The sequence below is a fragment of the Capnocytophaga ochracea DSM 7271 genome (genome assembly GCF_000023285.1).
Classification (GTDB): domain Bacteria; phylum Bacteroidota; class Bacteroidia; order Flavobacteriales; family Flavobacteriaceae; genus Capnocytophaga; species Capnocytophaga ochracea.
This window is the reverse complement of the sequence record NC_013162.1, coordinates 1,300,812-1,323,972: the sequence shown is the minus strand read 5'-3', so window position 1 is coordinate 1,323,972 and position 23,161 is coordinate 1,300,812. Positions and strand designations below refer to the sequence as shown.

At 38.8% G+C, this 23,161-nt stretch carries 20 protein-coding genes; 1 reads left to right on the top strand and 19 read right to left on the bottom strand.

The features are described from left to right. Position 1 precedes the first annotated feature (1 nt). Positions 2-1,048 (top strand): endonuclease/exonuclease/phosphatase family protein, encoded by a 1,047-nt coding sequence (locus COCH_RS05625; RefSeq protein WP_009419258.1) that lies wholly within the window; start codon positions 2-4, stop codon positions 1,046-1,048. A gap of 80 nt (positions 1,049-1,128) precedes the next feature. On the opposite strand, the gene COCH_RS05620 is transcribed toward COCH_RS05625, so the two are convergent. The 19 genes from COCH_RS05620 to nrfH form a co-directional block, all read right to left on the bottom strand. Next, positions 1,129-1,893, bottom strand: a complete 765-nt coding sequence (locus tag COCH_RS05620) for a porin family protein (RefSeq protein WP_015782314.1) — start codon at positions 1,891-1,893, stop codon at positions 1,129-1,131. A gap of 27 nt (positions 1,894-1,920) precedes the next feature. Continuing rightward, the gene (locus COCH_RS05615) at positions 1,921-2,640 is read right to left on the bottom strand and encodes a porin family protein (RefSeq protein ID WP_015782313.1); all 720 of its coding nucleotides are present in this window, start codon (positions 2,638-2,640) and stop codon (positions 1,921-1,923) included. A 31-nt stretch (positions 2,641-2,671) separates the two neighbouring features. Beyond that, positions 2,672-3,319 carry a CNNM metal transporter family protein gene (locus COCH_RS05610; protein ID WP_015782312.1) on the bottom strand — a complete coding sequence of 216 codons (648 nt, stop codon included), beginning with the start codon at positions 3,317-3,319 and terminating at the stop codon, positions 2,672-2,674. Positions 3,320-3,332: 13 nt separating this feature from the next. Then, a complete protein-coding gene (locus COCH_RS05605) occupies positions 3,333-5,489 on the bottom strand; it encodes a PepSY domain-containing protein (protein WP_015782311.1) in 2,157 nt (718 codons plus the stop codon). Positions 5,490-5,600: 111 nt separating this feature from the next. Next, positions 5,601-7,838 (bottom strand): GH92 family glycosyl hydrolase, encoded by a 2,238-nt coding sequence (locus tag COCH_RS05600; RefSeq protein WP_015782310.1) that lies wholly within the window; start codon positions 7,836-7,838, stop codon positions 5,601-5,603. 99 nt (positions 7,839-7,937) lie between these two features. Further along, the gene (locus tag COCH_RS05595) at positions 7,938-9,140 is read right to left on the bottom strand and encodes a glycosyltransferase family 4 protein (protein WP_015782309.1); all 1,203 of its coding nucleotides are present in this window, start codon (positions 9,138-9,140) and stop codon (positions 7,938-7,940) included. Positions 9,141-9,143: 3 nt separating this feature from the next. Beyond that, complete coding sequence (gene wecB, locus COCH_RS05590; RefSeq protein WP_015782308.1) at positions 9,144-10,283, bottom strand: non-hydrolyzing UDP-N-acetylglucosamine 2-epimerase; 1,140 nt, start codon at positions 10,281-10,283, stop codon at positions 9,144-9,146. After that, positions 10,280-11,398, bottom strand: coding sequence for a polysaccharide biosynthesis C-terminal domain-containing protein (locus COCH_RS05585; RefSeq protein ID WP_015782307.1), 1,119 nt, complete (start codon positions 11,396-11,398; stop codon positions 10,280-10,282). The genes wecB and COCH_RS05585 overlap by 4 nt, the downstream gene beginning before the upstream one ends. Before the next feature lie 4 nt (positions 11,399-11,402). After that, positions 11,403-11,837 carry a WxcM-like domain-containing protein gene (locus tag COCH_RS05580; RefSeq protein ID WP_015782306.1) on the bottom strand — a complete coding sequence of 145 codons (435 nt, stop codon included), beginning with the start codon at positions 11,835-11,837 and terminating at the stop codon, positions 11,403-11,405. Beyond that, positions 11,825-12,850, bottom strand: coding sequence for a polysaccharide biosynthesis protein (locus tag COCH_RS05575; RefSeq protein WP_015782305.1), 1,026 nt, complete (start codon positions 12,848-12,850; stop codon positions 11,825-11,827). Before COCH_RS05575 ends, COCH_RS05580 begins: the two co-directional genes overlap by 13 nt. A gap of 2 nt (positions 12,851-12,852) precedes the next feature. Next, positions 12,853-13,866: a glycosyltransferase gene (locus tag COCH_RS05570; RefSeq protein ID WP_015782304.1), complete on the bottom strand. Its 1,014-nt coding sequence runs from the start codon at positions 13,864-13,866 to the stop codon at positions 12,853-12,855. Further along, positions 13,863-14,855: a glycosyltransferase gene (locus COCH_RS05565; RefSeq protein WP_015782303.1), complete on the bottom strand. Its 993-nt coding sequence runs from the start codon at positions 14,853-14,855 to the stop codon at positions 13,863-13,865. The genes COCH_RS05570 and COCH_RS05565 overlap by 4 nt, the downstream gene beginning before the upstream one ends. Then, positions 14,855-15,856, bottom strand: a complete 1,002-nt coding sequence (locus COCH_RS05560; RefSeq protein ID WP_244834064.1) for an EpsG family protein — start codon at positions 15,854-15,856, stop codon at positions 14,855-14,857. Before COCH_RS05560 ends, COCH_RS05565 begins: the two co-directional genes overlap by 1 nt. Before the next feature lie 98 nt (positions 15,857-15,954). After that, the gene (locus COCH_RS05555; protein ID WP_015782301.1) at positions 15,955-16,953 is read right to left on the bottom strand and encodes a CgeB family protein; all 999 of its coding nucleotides are present in this window, start codon (positions 16,951-16,953) and stop codon (positions 15,955-15,957) included. Further along, positions 16,928-18,217, bottom strand: coding sequence for an oligosaccharide flippase family protein (locus tag COCH_RS05550; protein ID WP_015782300.1), 1,290 nt, complete (start codon positions 18,215-18,217; stop codon positions 16,928-16,930). The genes COCH_RS05555 and COCH_RS05550 overlap by 26 nt, the downstream gene beginning before the upstream one ends. A gap of 528 nt (positions 18,218-18,745) precedes the next feature. Next, positions 18,746-19,540, bottom strand: a complete 795-nt coding sequence (ccsA, locus tag COCH_RS05545; protein WP_015782299.1) for a cytochrome c biogenesis protein CcsA — start codon at positions 19,538-19,540, stop codon at positions 18,746-18,748. A gap of 46 nt (positions 19,541-19,586) precedes the next feature. Next, complete coding sequence (locus COCH_RS05540) at positions 19,587-20,801, bottom strand: cytochrome c biogenesis protein ResB (protein WP_015782298.1); 1,215 nt, start codon at positions 20,799-20,801, stop codon at positions 19,587-19,589. An 83-nt stretch (positions 20,802-20,884) separates the two neighbouring features. Then, positions 20,885-22,351 carry an ammonia-forming cytochrome c nitrite reductase gene (nrfA, locus tag COCH_RS05535; RefSeq protein ID WP_015782297.1) on the bottom strand — a complete coding sequence of 489 codons (1,467 nt, stop codon included), beginning with the start codon at positions 22,349-22,351 and terminating at the stop codon, positions 20,885-20,887. A gap of 28 nt (positions 22,352-22,379) precedes the next feature. Further along, a complete protein-coding gene (gene nrfH, locus COCH_RS05530) occupies positions 22,380-22,997 on the bottom strand; it encodes a cytochrome c nitrite reductase small subunit (protein ID WP_015782296.1) in 618 nt (205 codons plus the stop codon). Positions 22,998-23,161 lie beyond the last annotated feature (164 nt).

The following is a 23,161-nucleotide window of genomic DNA, read 5'->3' as shown; positions in this document are numbered from 1 at the left end:
GATGAAAAGAATAGTATTTTTAATGGTGTCGTTCATCTTGATGACACCTTACATAAACGCACAAGAGAAAAAGAAGTTTGCTGTGAGAACCGTTGCTTTTTACAACGTTGAGAACCTTTTCGACACGATTAATGACCCTCATAAGTTTGATGATGACCGCACTCCTGAGGGAGCTGACCGCTGGACGAGTAAGGTGTATAACGACCACGTACACAAGATAGCCAAAGTAATTTCGGAAATAGGAAGTGATGTTACCAAACACGCCCCTGATATAGTAGGTCTTGCCGAAATAGAAAACGAAGCGGTAGTGAGAGACCTTATCAATACCGAATATTTGAAGAGATATAATTATGGGATTGTACATTACGAATCACCCGACGCTCGTGGGGTGGATGTAGCTCTCATCTACAAAAAAAGCGTGTTTAAACCCACTGCTTCATTTCCACACCCTTTATACCTCACCAAAGATGACGGGAAGCCTCTTTACACTCGCGATCAACTGTTAGTAAGTGGTGAATTGGACGGTGAAATGATTCATTTTATAGTAAACCACTGGCCTTCGCGTTTTGGAGGAGAAGCTAAAAGTAGACCCAGTCGTGAAAAAGCGGCGGCTTTGAACAAGAAAATTATAGATTCACTCCTCAGCAAAGACCCTAATGCTAAAGTGATAGCAATGGGTGACTTTAACGACGACCCTATTAACTCAGGCTTTAAGAATGTGTTAAAGACCAAAGACAAAAAAGAAGATGTAAAACAAGGAGAGTTATTTAACCCTATGGAGGCTATGCTGAAAAAAGGAATGGGAACGTTAGCCTATCAGGACGGCTGGAATCTTTTTGACCAGTTTTACTTTACTTATGATTTGCTAAAAGAAGACAAGAGTAGTTACCGCTACTGGAAAACGGGGATATTCAATCGCTCGTATTTGGCTAACCCCAAAGGACGCTATAAGGGATATCCTTTCCGCAGTATGAGCAATGGTAATTACACTTGGGGATATTCTGACCACTTCCCAGTGTATATGTACCTTATCAGAGAACTGAAATAAGGGAATAAGAATATTTATGTTAGCAATTGAGAGGCTACCCGAAGAGTTTAAAATATTTTCGGGTAGCCTCTCGAACTTTTCTATTCTTCTCTCACCTCTGTTGTCTCCTGAGTAGGTGCTTCTACAGGTGCTGTACTCTCAGGCTGAGGTGCAATTACAGGAGGCTCTTGCTCCTGTAAAGGTCTGTTTTTAGAGAGTTTAAAACCTACACCTACCGAAATGGCAAAGTAATAACTCTGAGCGTCTTTAAAGTTTAGATAAGGTGTAGGTTCTTGATTGGTGAGAGGTGATAGATTGGTAGAAAAACGACCGTCTACCGTAAGTATAATTTTAGGAAATTCCCACATTACACCTCCTCCTAAATGCAAATTCATCACAACACTATTGAAATGTGAGGTGATATCATACTTCTCACTGTATTGTTTCTCGGAATAAGAGGATAAAAGTAAGAATTTAGGAGCTACTCCTATTTGTCCAAAGCCCCTAAATTTCTTTTTACCTTCTATTTGTAGTAAAAGAGGTACTTCCAAGCAATCAAAACGAATAAAATGACGGTCGGATAGTTTTAAATCAGAACCTTCGGGACGAAAAGGAATAGCTTCGCGTTTGTACATCACTTCGGGTAAGAATACCCAATGGGTCTTGAGTGGAAGGCGGAAGAATACGCCTGTATTAAAAACTCCTGAATGCCCAAAATACTCTATATTATAGCTTTCATTGGCTGTTTTAGGAGTTATAACGCTTACCGTTGCCAAAGGATTATTAAGTTTTACCCCTATGGCTGTCTGAGAAAAACCGAGTGTAGCAACACTCAAAAAAACGATGGTGATTAAAAGACGTTTCATAATATATGTTGTTAAAAATTAAAAATCTTATTTTTGTGGTATATTCACCTCAGCAGGAATGCTATCATTAATAATAATTGGGAGCTCTTCTTGAGGAATAGTTCTCATCTTTTTAGAGAGTTTGTAGCCTGCGCCTAACGAAATGCCAAACACAAATGTTCTCGCTTTATCAAAATTGATATATTCTGTACGGATTCCTGATGCTAAGTTCGTTATATTGGTAGAAAGACGAGCATCAACTGTATAAATCCATTTAGGGCGCTCAAATAGCACACCTCCTCCAATATGTCCCATCAACATCACTGTATTAAATTGGGAACTCCCTCCATAAGTAATATTCTTAGAGGCATCATAAAAAGAAGAAGAGAAGAGAATTTTAGGTGAAAAACCTACAAAACCAAAACCTCTAAACGCTTTCTTACCTTCGTATTGTACTAAGAAAGGCACGTCCAAGTATTCAAATCTATAATAAGAATCTTTGCTGCTATTCTCTATTCTAAAACGCACAGCTTCGTGCTTAAAAAGCAATTCACTTTGTAATACCCAACGCTCTTTTAAAGGAATACGAACGAAGCCTCCAAGGCTAACAAAGGCATTGTAGGTTTTTATATCAACATTGGTAGCTGTATATAAAGGAGTTATTAGGCTAACAGCTGATAGAGGGTCGGTTACTTTCACCCCTATTGCGGTTTGTGCAAAGCTAAATGTAGTAACACTCAAAAAAATGATGATTAAAAAACGTTTCATAATATATTTATTTAAAGATTATTATTATCTATTACCTATTGTCTAAGTCTAAGTATTTTTCAAAGTAATCAGCGATGTCCTTGAGTTCTTGGCGGTAGTGATCGTCGTCTTTCTCGGTAAGGATACCATAGCCATAACGACGGAGGTGTTGTAGTATTTCCGAGAGTCGGTTGGTGATGAGTTTTAGGGTGATATGCACATTGTTTTCCGTGCGATTAGAGAGATAAAGCCCCAATACCTTACCTCCATTTTCTTCCACTATCCTACTGATTTCAGTAAAAGAATAATTGTGAGCACTTTTCTCTAAGATGAGTACCCGACCCGCTTCTTGTATAAAAGGCGTTTTGGTGAGTTGTTGTATAAAGTCTCCCAAGTAGTAATAACCTATAAATTGCTGATTCTCATTTATTACAGGGAGCATATCGGTGTGATAGGAAGCGAAAGCCTCTATTATGGCATCCCACGTACCGCTAAGAGGTATAAAATAGTGTTCAAGAGCATACTGATAATCGACTACTGAAGCTTCCTTAGTTGCACCTTCCACCGCTTCTTTGCGGAGTACCCCTATAAAAATATCTCCCTCACACACAGTTAGAGCCGAAAGAGAGTGTGCTTCAAAAAGTAACTGTACCTCTTCTATGGAAGTTGTAAGCGTAATATGTAAAGAATGTGTTGTCATATTGTTACTTGAATTAATAACAGTCAGATTTTATTTGTCCTTTGTTTTGGTAGTAGCTCAACGGTTTTTCTAAATGTTCTCTACAAATTGTCTCCAAAACTTCGGTTACTGCTTTCTCCATCGCTACTGACCCGCATATCATTATAATCCCTTTGTTTTTAAGGAGTTCTGCAAAGAAAGAGGCTTCTCTTTGCAAGATGTCTTGCACGTAGAATTTATCCCCTTCACGTGAGAGAGCTTGCCAATAGTTGGCTATCTTTCCTTCTCGAGTAAACTGTTCTATATAAGGGCGATATATTTCTAAAGAGGCTTCACGGCGACAACCCCATATCAGGGTGATAGGTTTCTTTTGGGTATTTTCGGCTATCATTCCTATAAAGGGCGCCATCCCCGAACCATTGGCAATACAGACCACTTGAGGTGCTTTTTTAGGAAAATGGAAGTGTTTGTTGGCTACCAAAGCAGCTTGCAATGTATCGCCTATTTGCAAATTGTTCAGCAGGTTAGATACCACCCCTTGTGAGTGTAGCTTTACGCTCAACCACACATCTCCTTGGTATTTGGCAACCGAATAGAGTCGTTCGCGTCCATCTTCAGGGGTAATGCCCAAGAGGTCGCCAGATACAAAACTACTTTTTTGGGACGGGCGTAGCGCTATTAGGAAAATATCGTCGTCCATTACGGGCGTTTTCTCTGTTACCGTAAAAGAGAGCGGTTTGCGCTGAGGCTGTACTTTGAAATCATCAGGCAAAGCCAAAAAGAGCTTTTGTGCCATAGCCCAAGCCGTTGCCCACGCTTTAAACTGACCGAAATCTTGGTCATTTACGGTATGCAAAGGCAGCGCACATTCTGCTTGTGCAGTAGCCGACAAAAGTTGGTCTACTTTTTTGGCATATTTGCAGAAATCGGGGTAAGCATCAGAGCCAAAACCGAGTACGCTATACGCCAAAGGTTGTGCGGGGGGATATTTCGCCCATAGTTGCGCAAAGTGAGTCGCATTGATAGGCGCCTCACCATCGCCATAAGTGCAAGTAAATACGATGAGTTGCTCTGCTTTAGCAAAACGAGTATAGGCATTCATATCGGTGAGGTAGGAACGTTTGCCCAAACGGAGGAGTTCGTTATGAAAAAGGATAGCAAATTTGTGGGTGGTGCCTCCTTCGGTGCCTACTAACACAATATATTCACATTCGCTTTTATCAAACGGATTGTTGATGCCTTTCTTTCGTTTTCTGAGGGTCATTGCAAAGCCAGAGTAAAGGAAGAACAACAGCGCCACACACGAGAGCAACAACACGGTCGCCCAGAGGCAATGCCCTTTGCCGACGTGCAGGGTGCGCACCAAATACGCCAAGCCTTTATAAGGAGAGGTGGAGGTGCTAATCACCTCGCCCGTAAACTGATTGACTACTATATTTTTATCGATGAAATCTACTTTATAGACCTCTTCTACATCTTCAAAAGCAGGAAATTCTACTTGGCGCACTTCGGCGAGAGGCACTTGGAAAACGGAGAAGTCTTTAGCGGGTTTTGCGGGCGTTTCTTGTAGTGTGCTAACATCGTAATTGTGTTCGGTTTTGAACTTAGGAAATACTTTCACCGTTTCGAGCATCATATACACTCCTGTAAGGGAGATGATAAAGATAGGCACGAGCGCCCATCGCCCCAGAGTACTGTGGTAATGATTGTAGAATTTTTCTTGCGGAAGTTTGTAGAAAAACCTGCTCCAGCGTTGCTGTTTGCGGGCGATGAGCCATATACCCGACAACGCTACTACACACAAACACAAGGCTGTAAGCCCCATAATCACCCGTCCCGTTTTGCCCATATAGAACGAGCGGTGTAACGTTTTGACGAACTGTATAAACTTCGAGGGTTTGTAATTCCCTTTGATAACCTCCCCCGATTGCGGATGGATAAAGAGTTTTTTACCCTCAGCTGTCTCTATTTGCACAAAGTGATTGTGGTCGATAGAGAGTTTAAGGGCATCTATATTCTTTTCCTTCAAAACGGCAATTGTTTGGGCAAGGGTAGTGCTTTCAAACGCTGCACTTTTGTAAGGCAACGTCTGGTTATACACCGATTCACCAGCTAGGATACCCCCCGTGAGAGCCCCCAGCAGTATGAATACCCCTGCTATCAGGGAAAATATTAAATGAAGTTTACGCATAATAATTACGAATTACGAGTGACGAATTACGCAAAGGAGATTTGTCGATGTGTTAATTTGTTTGGCACGAGCTACAAGCTCGCACCAGTGGTGGGGAATTGCCATTCGCCCCTACATAGTACCTAACTCAAATCGTATTTTCTTTGCATTTTTCAACGCCTCGTGACTGATAAAATAGGATTTGTAAGGCTTGTCGTCGATGTAAATGTTCTTAATGTAAATGTTTTCAGGCGAAGCATTACTTTCTATTACCAAATCACCAGCAGGATAGTACTGCGGATTGCGTTTGAGGGTGATTTTGGTAAACTTAGGCGAGGTAAAAGTGTAGTTAGGCTCAGCAGGAGTAATAGGGTAAAAACCTGCCATACCATAGACAAGCCAAGCCGACATTACCCCTGTATCGTCATTGCCAGGGAGTCCCGCAGGTTTGTTTTGGAAATACTCATTGAGAAGTTGGTCTATCTTCTGTTGGGTCTTCCACTCTTTGCCTTTCAGGAAGTTGTACAGATACGGATAAGCAATATCAGGTTCGTTTGCCATATCGTACTGTTTGCTGTCGAAAATATGGTCAAGTTGCTTTTCAAAAGGTTTTTCACCGCCCATTAGCTTGATCATTCCTTTTACATCGTGGGTTACCATATACACGTATTGCCACGCATTGCCCTCGATATAGCCCACATTCTCTTCAAAATTAGCCCCACTTTCGGGGTTGAAAGGCGCATACCACTTGCCATCAGCGTGACGTGGACGCAATAAATGGGTTTCCTTATCGAATAGTTTTCTATACGAATAGGCTTGTTTGTTAAACTTCTCGTAATCGGCTTTTTTGCCTAACTTCTTAGCTATTTGCGCAATGGCAAAGTCAGCCGCATTATACTCTTGGGTAGTAGATACCGGACCTCTTACACCACCGTCTACACTCAGGTACCCCAATTTCCAATACTCTTTCACCCCTGGGCGTATAGGGTTGTTTTCAAGCGTATTTGCCCCTTTGAGCATCGCCTCGTAAGCTGTTTGTATATCAAAATCGGTAAGACCGCGCAAGTAAGTATCCGCTAATACTATGCTGGCAGGGTCACCTACCATTGTAAAGGTTTCGGTAGAATTGAGTTCCCATTTAGGTAGCCAACCGCTCTCTTTGTAGATGTCGAGCATCGTGCGCACCATTTGCAGTTGCTGTTCGGGATAGAGCAGGGTGAGTAGTTGGTGGTAATTGCGATAGGTGTCCCACAATGAGAACACCGTATAACGCTGGTGATTTTTGCCTATTTTGTTAGTCTTGCTCTCAGGGTAATCACCATTCACATCGTTCAGAAGGTTGGGGTGAATAAGCGCGTGATAGAGCGCTGTGTAGAATATCTTTTTTTGGTCGTCGGTACCCCCTTCTACGGTAGCGCGGAGGGCATCGTTCCACGTTTGGCGGGTAGTGGTATATACCTCGTCGAAAGTGCGGTTGCCTATTTCTTTTTCAAGGTTTTCACGGGCGTTGGCTATGTTCACATACGAAATACCCACCTTGAGTTCCACTACTTCATCTTTGTCAAATTTATAACGGAAATACGCCCCTATACTATCGCCTACGACCTCGCGGGCAAATTGTTCTTTGAGGCGAGTTTCACCATTGTACCACATCCATTGGGCTTCCACCCCTTGGTGTTTTTCGGGTGTATGCCATACCCCGTATGAGGGGGCTACTTTGCTTACTTTGGCTACAAAATATACTGGATATGCCAGCTCCGGACTGTTATAGCAGAAAGTCCCTACCATACGCATTCCTTCCACCTCGGTAGGCGATACGAATTTGAGCATCGCGCCCTTTTCATTGGTGAGTCCGAGTCCGAGATTGATGAGCAAGTTAGCTTCTCCTTTTGGGAAGTGATAGCGAGTGATACCTGCGCGGGTGGTGGCAGTAGCTTCAGTTTTGATATTGTATTTAGTGAGGAAATTGCTGTAATAGCCAGCTTTAGCCACCTCTTTTTGGTAGGTTGAGCCATATTTTAGGTGATTTACCTCCAATTTACCAGTGGTAGGCATAGCGATAATCACCCCCAGTTCAGGACAGCCCACCCCACTGAGGTTCACGTGAGTAAGCCCCGTGAAGAATTTATTTTCATTTACATAAGGATTAGAAAGCCAGCGACTGTCTTTTTCAAGCGGAGCTTTCACTCCCGTAGTGTCGAAAGCCACGTTGAAAGGTGAAATGCTAAGCATACCGCGGGGAGCAATTGCGCCAGGGTGGGTAGCACCAAAATTAGAAGTTCCAATCAGCGGATTGATGTAATCCACAGGTTGTTGTGCGTGTAGTGATAAAGCCACCCACAGAGTGGCAAAAGAAAGAAGTTTCTTCATTCGTTTAGAACTCTAAATGGTTAATCAGGCTACAAATGTACGATTATTTTTTGAAGTTACAACCTTATAAGTTCCTTTTTAGAAGAAAGGCAGAAATTTCTATTTCTGAGCTCTTGCACGATCTATCAAATGATATGATCGTTCTACAGTATATGCGTTTAATAATAAGTTTTTGGCATTTCTACCCAACGCATCTAAGTCGGACATTAATAAGTGATCAATAACTTTTTGCATCTGTATTAAATCTCCTGAAAGCACTTTATACCCGCATTGTGCTTCCTCAATTACGTCTCCTATATCTGTATGAGGGTCTGTTGCAGCAATCACGGGGAGTTCCATTTCGAGGTAAGAAAGCAAACGCGAAGGGAAATTAGGAATTGTAAAACGTTTGTCTAAGAAAATAAGCCCTACATCACAAGAAGAAAGCAAGTGGTCGTAATCATCTTTTGGAAGAGATGACAAGAGCATTGCATTTTGAGGTTTTTGCTCTTCAAACCAGATTTTAATTCTGTGGTATTCGGTGCCATTACCTACTATAAGAAAGTAAACATCTTCATTTTTAGTAGCTTGTATTGTATCTAATAAAAAATCTAAGCCCTGAGGTTTGCCGAGATTTCCCCCGTATACAAAGATTTTCTTGTCAAGGGGAAGGTGGTATTTTTGCTTAATAGCCTTGCGTTCTGCTTCACTTTTGTCAAAAGAAATAGGCGTAATACTATTAGGGTTGATTTCTACTTTTTGCTGTGGAATTTCGGGGTGATGATGCAACAAGAAATCTACATTTGCTTGAGACATACACCCTATGGTATCTGAAATTTGATAGAGTTTCTTTTCTTTTTTGACGAAGATTTTATGCAAGAAGCTACCTTCTTTCATCAAACCTAAGTCTACTGCATTCTGTGGGAAGATATCTTTCAAAAGCAGATAAGTATATGCTTTATCGCGTTTTTTAATATAAGAAATAGGCTTCAGCAAAGTAATGGGAGGAGTGGTATACAGCACCATATCAAACTTCTCATTCGATAGATATCTTTTAATAGCCCATAAATATTGATATTCAATAGCTATAGTACCTATGCCTTTTTCTAGGATATTAGTTTTCTGTATATTAAAAGTTTTTACTTGCAGAAGCTTTACGCCATTGGTTTCTATCAGCCGAGTAGGTATTTTTCTTCGGCGTTCTAAAGAGGTAACTATAGTAATATTGTGTCCTTGTTCGCTAAATTTTCGCAACAAGTCTTGATAAATACCGCGTTCCTCAATAGTATTGATTTCTGATAAAGTGAGAAAAAGAAGATGCATTATCTATATATTTTCTTGCCAAACGACTCTTTTTACATAATCAGTATAAGAAATGATGATACGCACTACTTTTTCTGATACATTAGGCATTGAATAATCGGCTACAGGGCGATAGTTGCGGTCTTCGCCTACCGTTTGTTGCAATACGTGTACGAGCCCTTGCATAATACGTTCAGAGTGCAAGCCTACCATCATTACAGAGGCTTCTTCCATCGCTTCGGGACGTTCGTGAGCTTCACGAAGATTTAAGGCGCGAAAATTCAGTATAGAAGATTCCTCGGAAATCGTACCGGAATCACTTAGTACTACATAAGCTTTCTGTTGTAAAGCATTGTAATCGTGAAATCCTAAAGGTTTTAGGAATTGTATTTCGGGGCGCATTGCTATTTGTCTCTTGTCTATCATATTGCGAGTGCGCGGGTGAGTAGAGACAATGATGGGGTAATGATACTGCTTGGCGATTGTATTGAGAGCATTCATCAGGTTAGTAAAGTTTTTCTCGGAATTGATATTTTCTTCGCGATGGGCTGATACTACAAAGAATTTACCTTCCTCTAAACCTAAAGTTTGCAACACTTTTGATTTTTGGATCTCAGGTAGATAGTAGTGTAGCACTTCATACATAGGAGATCCTGTTTTGATAACTCTATCGGCAGAAAGTCCTTCTCTGAGGAGGTACTCACGAGCAATGCTTGAATAGGTGAGATTGACGTCTGAAGTATGATCTACGATTTTTCTATTAGTTTCCTCGGGTACTCGTTGGTCGAAACAGCGATTGCCTGCTTCCATATGGAAAATAGGGATGTGTTTTTTCTTGGCTGGAATCGCACACAGGCACGAATTAGTATCGCCTAACACTAAAAAAGCATCGGGCTGGAGTTCATCTAATACGGGGTCTATTTTAATGAGGATGTTACCAATAGTCTCGGTAGCAGTTTTACCTGCTGCTTCGAGGAAATAATCGGGCTTGCGAAGTTGTAAATCTTCAAAAAAGATTTGATTGAGCTCATAGTCGTAATTTTGACCAGTATGCACAATGATATGTTCTATAGCCTCAGAAGCATCTAAGGCTGCGAGGACGCGAGATAAACGGATAATTTCGGGGCGAGTGCCCACTACAGTTACTACTTTTAATTTTTTCATACTTTTAGAAAATAAGTGTCGGCATTATCGGGGTTATATGGTTCATCAATCCAAAAGATAGTGTATAAGTCATCATTTCCTATGTTGGTAATGTTGTGAGTGTACCAAATAGGCATATCTACATAAGCAGGTTCGTTACCCTCTAAATAGAAATCTAATACTTCTTGAGTATCTATTTTTCGCAACTGAATTAGGGCTTTTCCTTTGATAACTGTAAAACGTTCTATCTTGCAGGTGTGGAAATGATTGCCTCGAGTGATATGCGGGTGAGTGGTGGAAAAAGAACATTGTCCTCCAATTCCTAAACGAATGACTTCTACGAAAGCTCCACGATCATCGGTATGTTGAGTGAGTTTGACAGGAAAATGACTCTTATGATCTATATATGAGCGAAAGGTATTGAACAAGTTATGTTCAAAAGGATTTTTAAGGATGGGTATTTCTCCTTTCTCTAAATAGCACTCTTTAAACCCTTCTAAAAGTGTTAATACTTCTGACACTTTCTTAGTAGTTGTGGGAGCTACTTTCAATGCAGGAGTACTTCTTTCAGCGCGAATTTCCTCTATGATAAACGATATGAGTTCTTGTACATAAATGAGGTTTACCTCAGCATCGGTAGCGATTGTGGGTGTTTGCCCGTGAGTGAGTTGATAGCAAAAAGTTGCAATAAACGAGTTATAAAACGGCTTGCCAAAAGCACCAAATACATTGGGAATGATGAGACCTGTAGCTTTTCCTCCACAGTTTTTTGCCCAATCATTTAGAAGCTCACGTGCTACACGTTTAGATTTTCCATAAAGGTTTTCACGTTCTTCTTGAGTAGAGGATGATATGAAAACGTGAGCCTTACTTTCAGTTTTTTTAAGTGCTGTTATGAGCTTTTGAGTAAGAGCGACATTTGTATCATAAAGCACTTGTTCACTCTCGTGACGATTGACAGCTGCCAAATGCACTATCACATCACATTGAGCTACAAACTGTGCTAATGTATCCTCACTTTCAAAATAAGCATCCTCAAAGGGGACACGTTCAAACTCATTTGGATAAAGCTGGAGTGTGTTGTACAAATGACTTCCTATAAAACCTTTTTGCCCTGTAATACCTACTCTTTTCATCTATTTAATATTTTTGCCAATCTACCCATAAATGACTATCGTATCGCCAACTATCTTCGTAGGCTTCTGGGTTTCGTTTTCCAGAAAAAACTAATAGAATACTGTTGTCTTCGCCAGCCTTGATACAATTTGCATAGCCTTCGGGCACGCAAAGAATTTTGCTATCCTTTTCGCTAAGCTGGATAATATCAGCAGGTAGATTAGTAGAGGGGTTATTCCAATCATCGGGTTGTACTAAGGCAATAGTAAAAGAACCTTTTACACAGTAAAACCATTTTTTTTCGTGTTGATGTCCGTGCCAGCCTCGTACTACGTTTTTATCGGGATGGTGGATAAAATAAAAGCGCTCGACCTCCTCAAAAACAAAGTCGTTTAGTGAACTTATTTGTCCTCGGTGGTCTGTAAATATTTCTCCTTGTATGGTTTTTACTTCAAACATTGTATATCGTTTTGTATTTCTTCCAATTTTAGCAATAGAGATTTCATCTCCTCTACGCTTAAATGGGTAGTATTATGAGAGTGGTAATCTTCGATGAGGGACACTTTTTCTTGCCCATCTTTGAAATACTTATCGTAATTTAAGTCGCGAGTATCACACGGAATGCGGAAATAGTTACCCATATCTTCAGCGCGAGCCATTTCTTCACGAGCTACTAAGGTTTCATACAATTTTTCGCCGTGGCGAGTACCTATAATCTTCACTTCAGTATCTTTTTTGTAGAGTTGTTTGAGCGCTTCGGCTAATACGGTAAGTGTAGCAGCAGGGGCTTTTTGCACGAAGAGGTCGCCGTTATGTCCATTTTCGAAAGCATATAGGACGAGGTCTACAGCATCGGCTAAAGTCATCATAAAGCGAGTCATATTGGGGTCGGTTAGGGTGATGACTTTATTGTCTTTCATTTGTTCTATCCATAGTGGAATAACTGATCCTCGAGAAGCCATTACATTGCCATATCGAGTACAGGAAATGGTTGTTACAGCATTTTCTCCTAACTGACGACCTTTAGCAATAGCTACTTTTTCCATCATTGCCTTGGAAATACCCATTGCATTGATAGGGTAGCAAGCCTTATCGGTAGAAAGTACAACTACATTTTTCACTTGATAGGCGATAGCTGAGTTGAGTACATTTTCTGTGCCTAACACATTAGTTTTGACAGCTTCTAAAGGGAAAAACTCACAAGAAGGCACTTGTTTAAGGGCAGCAGCGTGGAACACATAATCTACTCCGGACATAGCTATATCTACAGAGGCTCTATCGCGTACATCGCCTATATAGAATTTCACTTTAGGGTTTTGCAAGGCGTGGCGCATATCGTCCTGTTTTTTTTCATCGCGTGAAAAAATGCGTATTTCTTTGAAGTGATCGGTAGGGAGGAAACGCTGTAATACAGCATTCCCAAAAGAGCCTGTTCCTCCTGTGATAAGAAGAGTTTTATTTTTTATCTCCATTATTATGATTTCAATCGCTGGATTAACTCATTTATTTTATTAGTAATCTTTTGTATTGTTGGTCGCTCCTCTTTGCTGATAGCTTGCTGAAAGGCGTGCTCAATAGCTTTTTCATTTAGTGGGTCAAAAACAATACTCGGTTCACATATCTCGTGCATATAAGGCAAATCTGCCCCTATTATTTTACATCCACATTCTATAGCCTCTACAATTCCCAGTCCAAAACTCTCTGCCAATGAAGGAAAAATATGATATTCTGTGCACTGATACGCCTCTACAAGGGTTTTTCTATCCACAAAACCTATATTTTTTATAGGAAATCCTTCTGCAATACGATTGTCAATCAATTGCGCTAGTTCAGGAAATTTATCAGCATCTACTGTTAATATGAGAGTGCCTTGGCGATGTTTGTTATAAAAACTGCAAAAAGCATTAATAAGACGTGTATGATTTTTATAGGGTGTCCCTGTGCTTGCAAAAATAAAACTATTTTTTGTTTTAGAAAACTTTTCTGTCAAATCTTCATCTCTGTAAAAAGGCAATTGTTTGATTTTCTCACTACTGATAATCTTTTTTCTCTCTATCTCTTCCTGCATCAAAGAGGTTTGTACCCATAATTCATCAGTATTCTTTAGTAAGTATCTGAAAATACAAGATTTTATATAGAACCCTATATACATTTTTAAGGGAATATCAGTTGGTATACTCAGAAAAGCACGCTGGTGAAAATAAGTAAAAACAGGTATAGAGAGCCGAGTTAAAGGAGCTAAATTTCCAAAACAAAGTACCTTATCAAAATATTGCTTGTGTTTTCTGTAAAACTGATTACGCGTTATGAGCGATGCTTGTTTATAATACACCTTATTACTACTTTTGATAGCATATGGATTTTCTTCCACACGTTTATCAAATAGGTAACAGAGGCTGAGTTCAGTTGCTTCTAATTGCTCAACAAGATAGTCTAAAAGGACTTTTCCTCCTCCATTGTTGATGTATAAGGCATCTATAAGTATCATTTCAGTTGTTTGTATAAAGTAATGTACTGCTCAGCTACAGCTGTAGCGGTATATTTTATCAAATTCTGCTTTCCTTTTGCTATGAGAGCTAACTTTTCAGTATCCGATGCCTCCAAGAGGGCCTGTATAGCTTGCCGTATAGCCACTACCGAATAAGGGTCAACTAAAAGCCCTCCGCCTCCACAAAGCTTATCCATAGGGGCTATTGATGAGGTAACAACCAATACATTCTGTGCTTGTGCTTCCAATATAGGCAATCCAAACCCCTCATAATACGAAACAAATAGGAGTATATCCGCTTTTTTATAAAGAGCTAAAAGAGCTTCTTCTTCTATGTTTATATAGTTCTTATAGGGAATTTTATGTTCTTTCAATAAAGCTTCTTGTGTAGCCGAAAGACGTCCTACTATGTCAAGAACTATATCCAATCCTTCTAAAGCCTCAATAGCGCGTTCTATATTTTTGTTCTCACGAGTGCCTACGATGAGTACTTGTGTAGTAGTATTGTTCTTCAAGGCGTCAATAGGATTGATTGCCATTGTGATACAGTTTGGAACTACTACTACTTTATGAGCTACCGAAGGCATCAAACAGCAAATTTCTTCTTTTGTTTTTTCTGAAATAGCTGCAATAATTTGTGCACGCCTGAAAGGCAAATATACCCAAAAAAGTTTAAATACAAAAAAACGCAAGAAAGATAAATTTCTATATAACCCTAAATCGTGTACGGTAAGCACTGTTTTTCGGCTTTTTAACCCAATAACTGAAAAGTGTATATCTCCTGTTATATGTACTATATCGTCTTTTGCTACTTGTCTTCTAAAAAAAAAGATAGCTTTAAGTACATTCCACAAGCCGTTATTATATGGGTTTTCTACCTCTCGCAGGGAAAGCCCCTGTACTGTGATAGCTTCTTTTATAAATCTAAACAACCGCTCAATACTGCGCTCATTAGGATTTCGTTTTCTATTTAAAAATGTTATATTCATCAGTACATATTTCGTTCATATTGCTGGTTATACCACAATGATTTATAAGGCTTAAACAAATCGGGATAGACCTTAATAGAATTGTGCATCATCCAGATGCTTAATACAAAAAGTACTAATATACTCACTACTTTCTGCCAGCGTTCTTTCAATATATAAAGAATAGATGTTAATAGCACACCTTCCACTATGTTGAAATACATACTTCCTCTACTCACTATGATCGATAACGAACTGCCAAAAAGCAAGTAGAGTGCAAGTGATATCAAATACCCATTCAGTAGCAAGTTATAATAGGGATATACCTTTTCTACCTTATCTCGTATCCATAGGAAAAATACGGCAAATATCGCTCGTTTGGCTATTCCCAGAAGGCTTAAAGGCAAAACTATAGCTGTTGAATAATGTTCAGTTCTAAGATGTATAAAATCTGAAAAAAAGCCAATAGATTTAAAAAGTATGGAAGGGAGTGTACTGAATCCTATAAAGAAAGAAACAATCAGTACTATAACAATATGTTGCCACTTAAATTTCCTATTTATAAAATAATAAACGCTTCCCAAAATAGTGGTCAGGTGTATTGACATAGAGGCTACTATTACTCCAAAAAACCACCTATTACGCGCTATTACCATCGGCAAACAATAAAGTACAAGAGCCACTGTGAGCAACTGCCTATTGGAACCAATCATTCCTAAACTCGAAGCAAATAAAAACAAATAACTACTGATGGGATATTCAGTGATTTTCCTTAACCCATAAATTACTAAATAATAAAATATTGTAGCGTGTAGAAAAAGAAAAACGCTATAATTATTAGTGAACAATCGCACCAAATAATTGAGAAACAAATAACCTATTTCCATAATGAATGTACCTTCATACATCGCTTTATGCAAATACTCTGAAATATTCTCAAAGACTTCTTTATAAGGTTCCCAATCAGTACCTGTACGCCAGCGCAAACCTACCAAAAATACCGACAATAGGTAAGTGCTCAAAAGCAAATATTTTTGCAATAAAATATTTGCTTTTTTAAAAACCTCTAAAAAAGAAAACACTAATAAAACGGATAAAAATAAAATGTATATCTCCATACTTACATTTCTAATAACTGAAACATCTCTTGCATTCTTATATCATAGGTGTGATGAGTTAAAAAATGAGCTTTTTGTTTCTCTGATAACTGATGTCTCTCTAAGGGCTTATCTAAATAATATCTTATCAACGATATAGCTTCATCTATATGTTTGAAAGTAAATTTTTCAGCGGATATGCCTGTATATTCTTCCAAGGTAGGTTTATAATCACATATTTGGAAAGCTCCCATACCTGCTATCTCAAAGAACTTAGCATTCACCGATTGAATTTCAGCATAGTGAAAATTATTAAACACTATCTTACTTCCCAACAATACTTCTGCTTTTCTTTTTCCTGTGATAAATTCGTGTTGATATAAAGAGTTAATAGTAGGTAATGAGACTCGCTTATCAGCTGTACCAAATAGTTTCACTGCAATACCTGCTTTTACCAATCGTTCTACCATTTTTGCTCTATAAGGATAAAGTGTCCCAAAACAAACTACATCTATATCGATGTTTTTCTCTAATGTTTTTCTATCTTCAAAATTATAAGTGTGTATACGCTGATTAAAAGCCTCTGGCAAATAGAAAACCTTTAAACCCATTTTATTCTTCATAAAATCTACAATAAAAGGATCTTTTGTAAAGTATGCATCATAAGGCGATACAAATATCTGTTGCCTTTGAAAAGTTGTAAGTGCATCGGGATTTAAATGTACAACCTTTGTATTAGGCAATTCTCGCTTGATAAACCTAATACAATCAGGATGAATAAATCTATAAGTGCAAATTACCAACTCAGGATGTTCATCTACTATACGTTTGGCTATTTTCTTAAATATACGAGCGTCATACCCTTGAAAAAACTGTTGCAACCAATAATTATAACGCAAGGGCAACCTGCTTACATCTTTAATATCAATATGAAAAACAGTATGCCCTAAAAAGGTTAGTGAATCATTTAAATGGAATTCTAAACTATCATAGTCTTTACTTCCTAAAAGTGCTATTTTCATCTTCCGTAGTATTTAAAAGTAATTTATACTTTGATGTCGCATATAAACAATATATAATCTCAGATAGTGCCGAAATAGTTATCATTATCCCTATTGTAAAAATACTTCTATTAAATAACAAAACAAAAGCACTTATCACAAAACTAACCAAAGCTATAAGCTGTGTTTTGGTAACCAAAAAATTTTTCTCATTAGGGATAAACACAAAATAAGTATAGGCGCCCACTATTAGTCTGCTCAAAATAGTACTACTTAACAATATTGTCATATAATGAGCTTCAGCCATACTATCTCCTCCTAATAAATGTACGGCATAGCCTCCTAACAAAGCTATCCCTAGCATTGTAATCATCGATAATATATATTCCCATCGTATGATTTTCTTTATAGCATTTGCATTATTATGTACTACTATTTTTGGAAAAATAGCTGCATTAATGCTCATAAATATTACGCGAGGAATATAAATAATCTTATTGGCTAAATCATATATTGCTACTTCTTTCATTCCAAATAAAGCTCCTATAATCACGGGGATACTGTACTCCTTTAAAGAGCCTGCCAAATAACTGTAAAAGAAAGGTAGTGATTTTTTAAAAACCTCTTTCAGTTCTTTCAAAGCTATCCAGCTCACATACAATTGATATTTAATATGTATAATAACAAAAGAAATAATGCCTGCTAAAAAAGTAGTTCCTGCTACAATAAATGAATATAGCATTAAATCTTCTTTTTCTTTTACGAAAACAAATATAAAAGGTAAACTCAATATTTTTACTGCCAATTGCAACATTGTTTGCACTCGCATTTGTTGTATCCCTTGAAAAAACCATTGTGGAAATAAAATATATGAATATACAGTGCTAAAACAGCTTATAAATATCCATTTATTGTCCCAAAACAAAGGAATACTAAATAATAATATAGCAAAAACTATTATAGAAATCAAAAATAAGTAGTTTTTAGCTGTAAAAACCTCTGATAATACTCGTTCAAGTATTTTTTTATTATTTACATTTTCTGCAATCAACTTAGTAGCTGGTAAATCAAATCCAAAATTGATAAAGAATATAAAATAAGCAGCTATAGAAGATGCAAAAACGTATAAACCATATCCTTCTCCTCCTAAAATTCTTATCAAATAAGGATAAATAAGTAAATAAAACAATGTATTTAAAAATTGTAGCAATGTCATAAAAAAATAATTCTCTACAATCTTTTTATTATTCTTGATAACCCCTTTTATATTTTTAAAAAAACTCATTTTGCCACCAAACTAAGATTGCAAAAGTAGCAACTCTGCCGAAAAAAAACAACAAAAAGGACGTATTTTTATTTTTTGAGTATTGAAAAACAACTTCTCAGAGAGACCCTGAGTATATCGGAAGGAAACAGAAGAAATCGGAAGAGAGCTGAGAGAAAAATTGGTGAAAAAAGGGTGTTAGGAGGATGGGGTTAGCTTATAGAGAGCTTATAGGAAGCTTATACGAATCTTGGACGATTGGTATAGAAAGGGTATATAAGTAGTTGATTCATACTGTGATACAACAGCACTAAAAATGTTAAAAACAGGGTTTCGAGGCGAAAGAAAGAGAATCCTCACCCCGTCCCTCTCCCAAGGAGAGGGGGAATGTGGTGACGGAAAAGAGAAGGGATAATTAGAGAATTAGCAAATTAGAAAAATAATAAATGGGGAGGTGTAAACTACACGGGCAGTTATAACTTTCGGCAAAAATCGTAGCACAATAATTAAAAAGCTGCTAAGCGAGGGCTTAACAGCTTTTTTAATTATTTATCCTGAATAGGTATGTACACTCATTTGTGCCGTTGGCAAGTAATTAACGCCAAACCAGCAGATGAGCAATAGTATAAATGCAAGTCCTACAATGATAAAACTCTGAAAGGGTTTCTTTTCTTTGTGATTGTACTTGTGGTGGAGATATACCAAATAGCCGAGCCAAGTGATAAACGCCCAAGTTTCTTTAGGGTCCCACGTCCAATAGTGTCCCCACGCTTCTTTTGCCCAAAGGGCTCCAAAAAGCAATCCAAAGGTGAGAAATACATAACCTATTTTTACGAGTTGGTCGATAACAGTAAAGATTGATTGTACCTCTTTTCCTTTTTTATAGCGATAAATGCCATAGAAAGCAGTAAGTGAAGCCATACCCAACATCGCATAAGCAAAGATATACACGATTACGTGTGGAATGAACCACACGCTCTGTAAGGCAGGCATCAGGGCTTTGTTCATTGTATCGGGGTGAGTGTAGGTAAGCACTACAAATACAATACCCATTACTGCTGAATAGCTAAGCATCCACTTTTGACGATAGAGCCAATAGATAGCACAGCCTATAAGCCCCATAAAAAAAGCATACCAAATACGCGTTTCGGCAAGTGTGCGCAATGGCGGACGGTCTAAGTTTTGCCATAAGGCAACAATAAAACCTCCTATGGTTAAGGTAGCTACTAAGTGAGCTACAATACTCACTCCTCTAAGCGCTTTGCTCTTGCTGTAGATAAGCGTACCCGAAAGTAGCCACAAAGCTACTGTAATATATGTTATAAGATTAAAATAATGCCACATTTTTAATTAACAATTGACAATTAATAATTAACAACAGCGTTAGCCGTTACTTGTTAGCTGTTTTAGTTTTTACTTCAAAGAGTAGGGCAATACCGCCAGCAAGTAGTAAGAAAATTCCTACATAAACGACAGGTAACCAAGGGTCGGAGATGAGTTCGACGACACTAAGTTCTGACCAACGTCCCATACGCTCGTCATAACTCAATTGGTAAATACGCCAACCACCTACACTAATAGGGTGATTCACCTCTATTTTTTCTTCTAAAACTTCTTGTTTCCCTTTTTGGTATACTAATACCTCAGATTGGAATTTACGTGCTTCGGCAGGAGCCATTACTAAGGTATGTTCATCGTCTAAATGAATGGCACGGGGTGAGAATTGGAAGTTACCTGCAGAAATCCAATCGGTTTTCTTTTTATGAGTACGAAGGTCTTCTACGGTTACCTTAGCCGCATTGGTCGCACCCCACATCGTATGATTGATGTAGGTACTATCGGTATCGGGAATAGCTTTTTCAAGATATTGGTGAAGGGTGATTTTCCAGTTCAGCAGGGTTGCATAGTCACCTTCTTTCTCCAGCATAAAGCCTTGAGGTTTTTCGTGAGGTAGTGCTGAACCTGTACTATCAATCACAAATAGTTTGTTAGGATAAATATCAATACTGAACTCTTTGAGTTCCATTGCAATGGGGAGTTCTACCATTTGATTATCTTCAGTAGTTGCACGCCATTCGAGCTTATCCTTATAGAGGTTCATTTTCAGACGTATAATATCTCCCTGACCTAATACGCCAGCGAACATTGTAAGCCATAAGCCAAAGTGGTTGAGGAGGAAAGGTATGTTTTTACGTTGGTAGACCATCGAGCGTTTGAGGATAGAAAACCAAAGGTTCATCAGTGCCAATACGAAGATAATGCCAAAGTACCAAGTTTTGGTAAGGTCGTCTAAGCCTAATTTGCCCACAAAGCTATGAGCTACCTCTTGAGGATTTACGTTGATGCTCCCCAAACCAATGGTGAGTACCCCAAGGGTTACGACCGTAACAATAGCAAAAGGCGCTGATGAAAAGCGCACGATGAAATTCGTTTTTCTAAAAATAAAATATACAGCTGTAGTGAGTACTACAAAGGCAAAGCCTCCTATTACATTGTAAGGAAAGCTAAACCAGCTTTTGCTGATACTTCCTAAGGTAAGTTGTAGTATCAGCCCTATGATAAGGGATAAGCACGCTACGAGAATAGCGAAGGGATATTGTTTCATAGTTAGGTAAGAGATAAGAGGTAAGAAATAGGGGCGAATTACATTCGCCCCTACTCGTCATTTGTCATTCGTAATTCGTTAAATTACTTTTGGGTTACTAAGCGTCCTTTTTCTTTAGCTTCTTTAATCCATTTAGGAACGATAGTTTCTAAGAATCTTTTCTTAGCAGCTTCTTCTTTAGGGATATCCAAACCAATTTCTTTTTGGGCTTTAGCTTTAGTGCTGATATCAGGCATTACGAAAGCTGTTTTGATGTTTAGTTTTTCTTTAAGCACATCTAAATTATTTTCAGCTTGATAAGCATAGATAAGACCATCGCTAAGGAGGCGTTCAGATTCGATAGGAGCGTGGAAAGCGGCACCGTGTGAAGAGTGTACCATATCCCAACGCCATTGAGATTTGCGGATAAGTGCCAAAGTAGGTTTCATTTGTTCTTCAGTAGCGCCGTTATCCCACAAGAATTTAGCTTTAAAGTGTACTTTTGCTAATTGTTTTTCGAGTTTCATACGCATACCATATACAGCATCTTGGCGATCGTATACGTTTTTCACCAATTCTTCTTCACTTTGGCGGTGACAAGTTTGGCAACTTGCTGATACGTTACGCAAAGGGCTACTGATTTGGTGATCGGTGAATTTCACAGCGCCATCAGTTTTGTAAGGCATATGGCAATCGGCACAAGAAACGCCGCGTTGTCCGTGGATACCGAGTTGAGAAAGTTCATAGTCGGGGTGTTGTGCTTTAAGGATAGGAGTACGGCTAAGTGGATGTACATAGTCAGTCCAACCTTCTGCATCGTAGTACTCTTCCATCTTTTCAACAGTCATACCTTTATCCCAAGGGAAAGTAAGATATTTTTTATCACCTTTGAAGTAGTACTCTACGTGGCATTGCGCACACACAAGAGAACGCATCTCTTGGTGAGTAGCTTTATTGATATCGCGACCTTGACGTTTGAAGGCTTCTTGTAAAGCCAATTGACTTACTTGCAATTTCATAGTTTTAGTATCGTGGCAAGTAGCGCAACCGATAGGATTTACGATTTGGCTACCCCATTGATCCCAAGGAGCGCTGTAATAAGTTTCAGCACCTACTTCTTTTATTAGGCGAGGCACATCAGGGCTTTTACAAGTCCAGCAAGTACCTGGTTGAGGAGAGTGAGTTGAATCAGTAGGAGCGCCTGTACGAAGAATTTTAGTAACGTCTTCAATAGCGTGCATATGTCCGCGAGGAGCATTGTACTCTTTAGAGAATGCGTAACCAGCCCAAAGGATTACCATTTCGGGGCGCAAAGCGAGCAAATCATCATCGTGACTACTCATATACTTAGAGCGGAAAGTAGTGTCGGCAGTAGCTGCCCACGAAGCGTATTCACGAGGATAGAACGGTTCGTAAAGCTCGTTGCGGCATTCACCTTCTTTAATGTTATTACCACCTCTAGCTATTAACTGAGCTTCTGTTGATCTGTTCATTATCGAATTAGCCAATAGACCTAATAAAAAGGTAACCACTGCTAATAAACCTGCAATTAACCAATGTTTCTTTTTCATCGCTGTATAAATTATATTTCGTTTTTTTTTAATTATTTGATTTTTCTCTGTTTTTCACCATTTTGTCAAGCCAATCGGGAGTGTTGCTCGGCATATTGTCCACAATAGGCACAGGCGAATGAGGAGCAGCATTAAGCCCTCTCACACGGCTGTGAGGTACTTCGCGGTGGCAATCCCAGCACAATTTGCCATTATCGGCGTGTGCCATTTCAGCAGTTACCTTGCCTGCTTGCACTTCGCTTACAAGGGTGCTGTGGCAACGAATACAATTTTCTTGTACTACTCTTTGCCCTGGAGAGTGCATCTTAATCACTTGTGGTTCCATACGGAAGGTAAACATCGTGGCGTGACGCAGACCGTCGTTCGCTTTAAAATAATATTTGCGAAAAACGTTGTCGTGAGGCACGTGGCAATCGTTACACACGGTATTTCGGCCGTGAGAGGAGTGCATCCACGTAGCGTACTCAGGCTCCATAATATGGCAGTTCACACACGCCTTGGGGTCGTCAGACAGATAGGTATATGCTTTGGATATATAGAAAATATACCCGCAAAGCCCTATCAGTATCCCTACTAACGAGGGAATTAAGAAACGAAACCATCGTCCTTTTTTAGTAGATGGGGTGTTGTTATCTGTTGTCGCCATTATATAAAAAATATTTTTTTCGTTGCTTTTCGTTGCAAATGTAAAATAGTTTCCTTACATTTGCAAAAGAAAATAAAGATATATCCTTATTTTATTGTAATTCTAAATAAGAAGCTGTAGTCTTGTGTCTTATTTTCAGTATTTTAACCTATTTTAAACGTAAA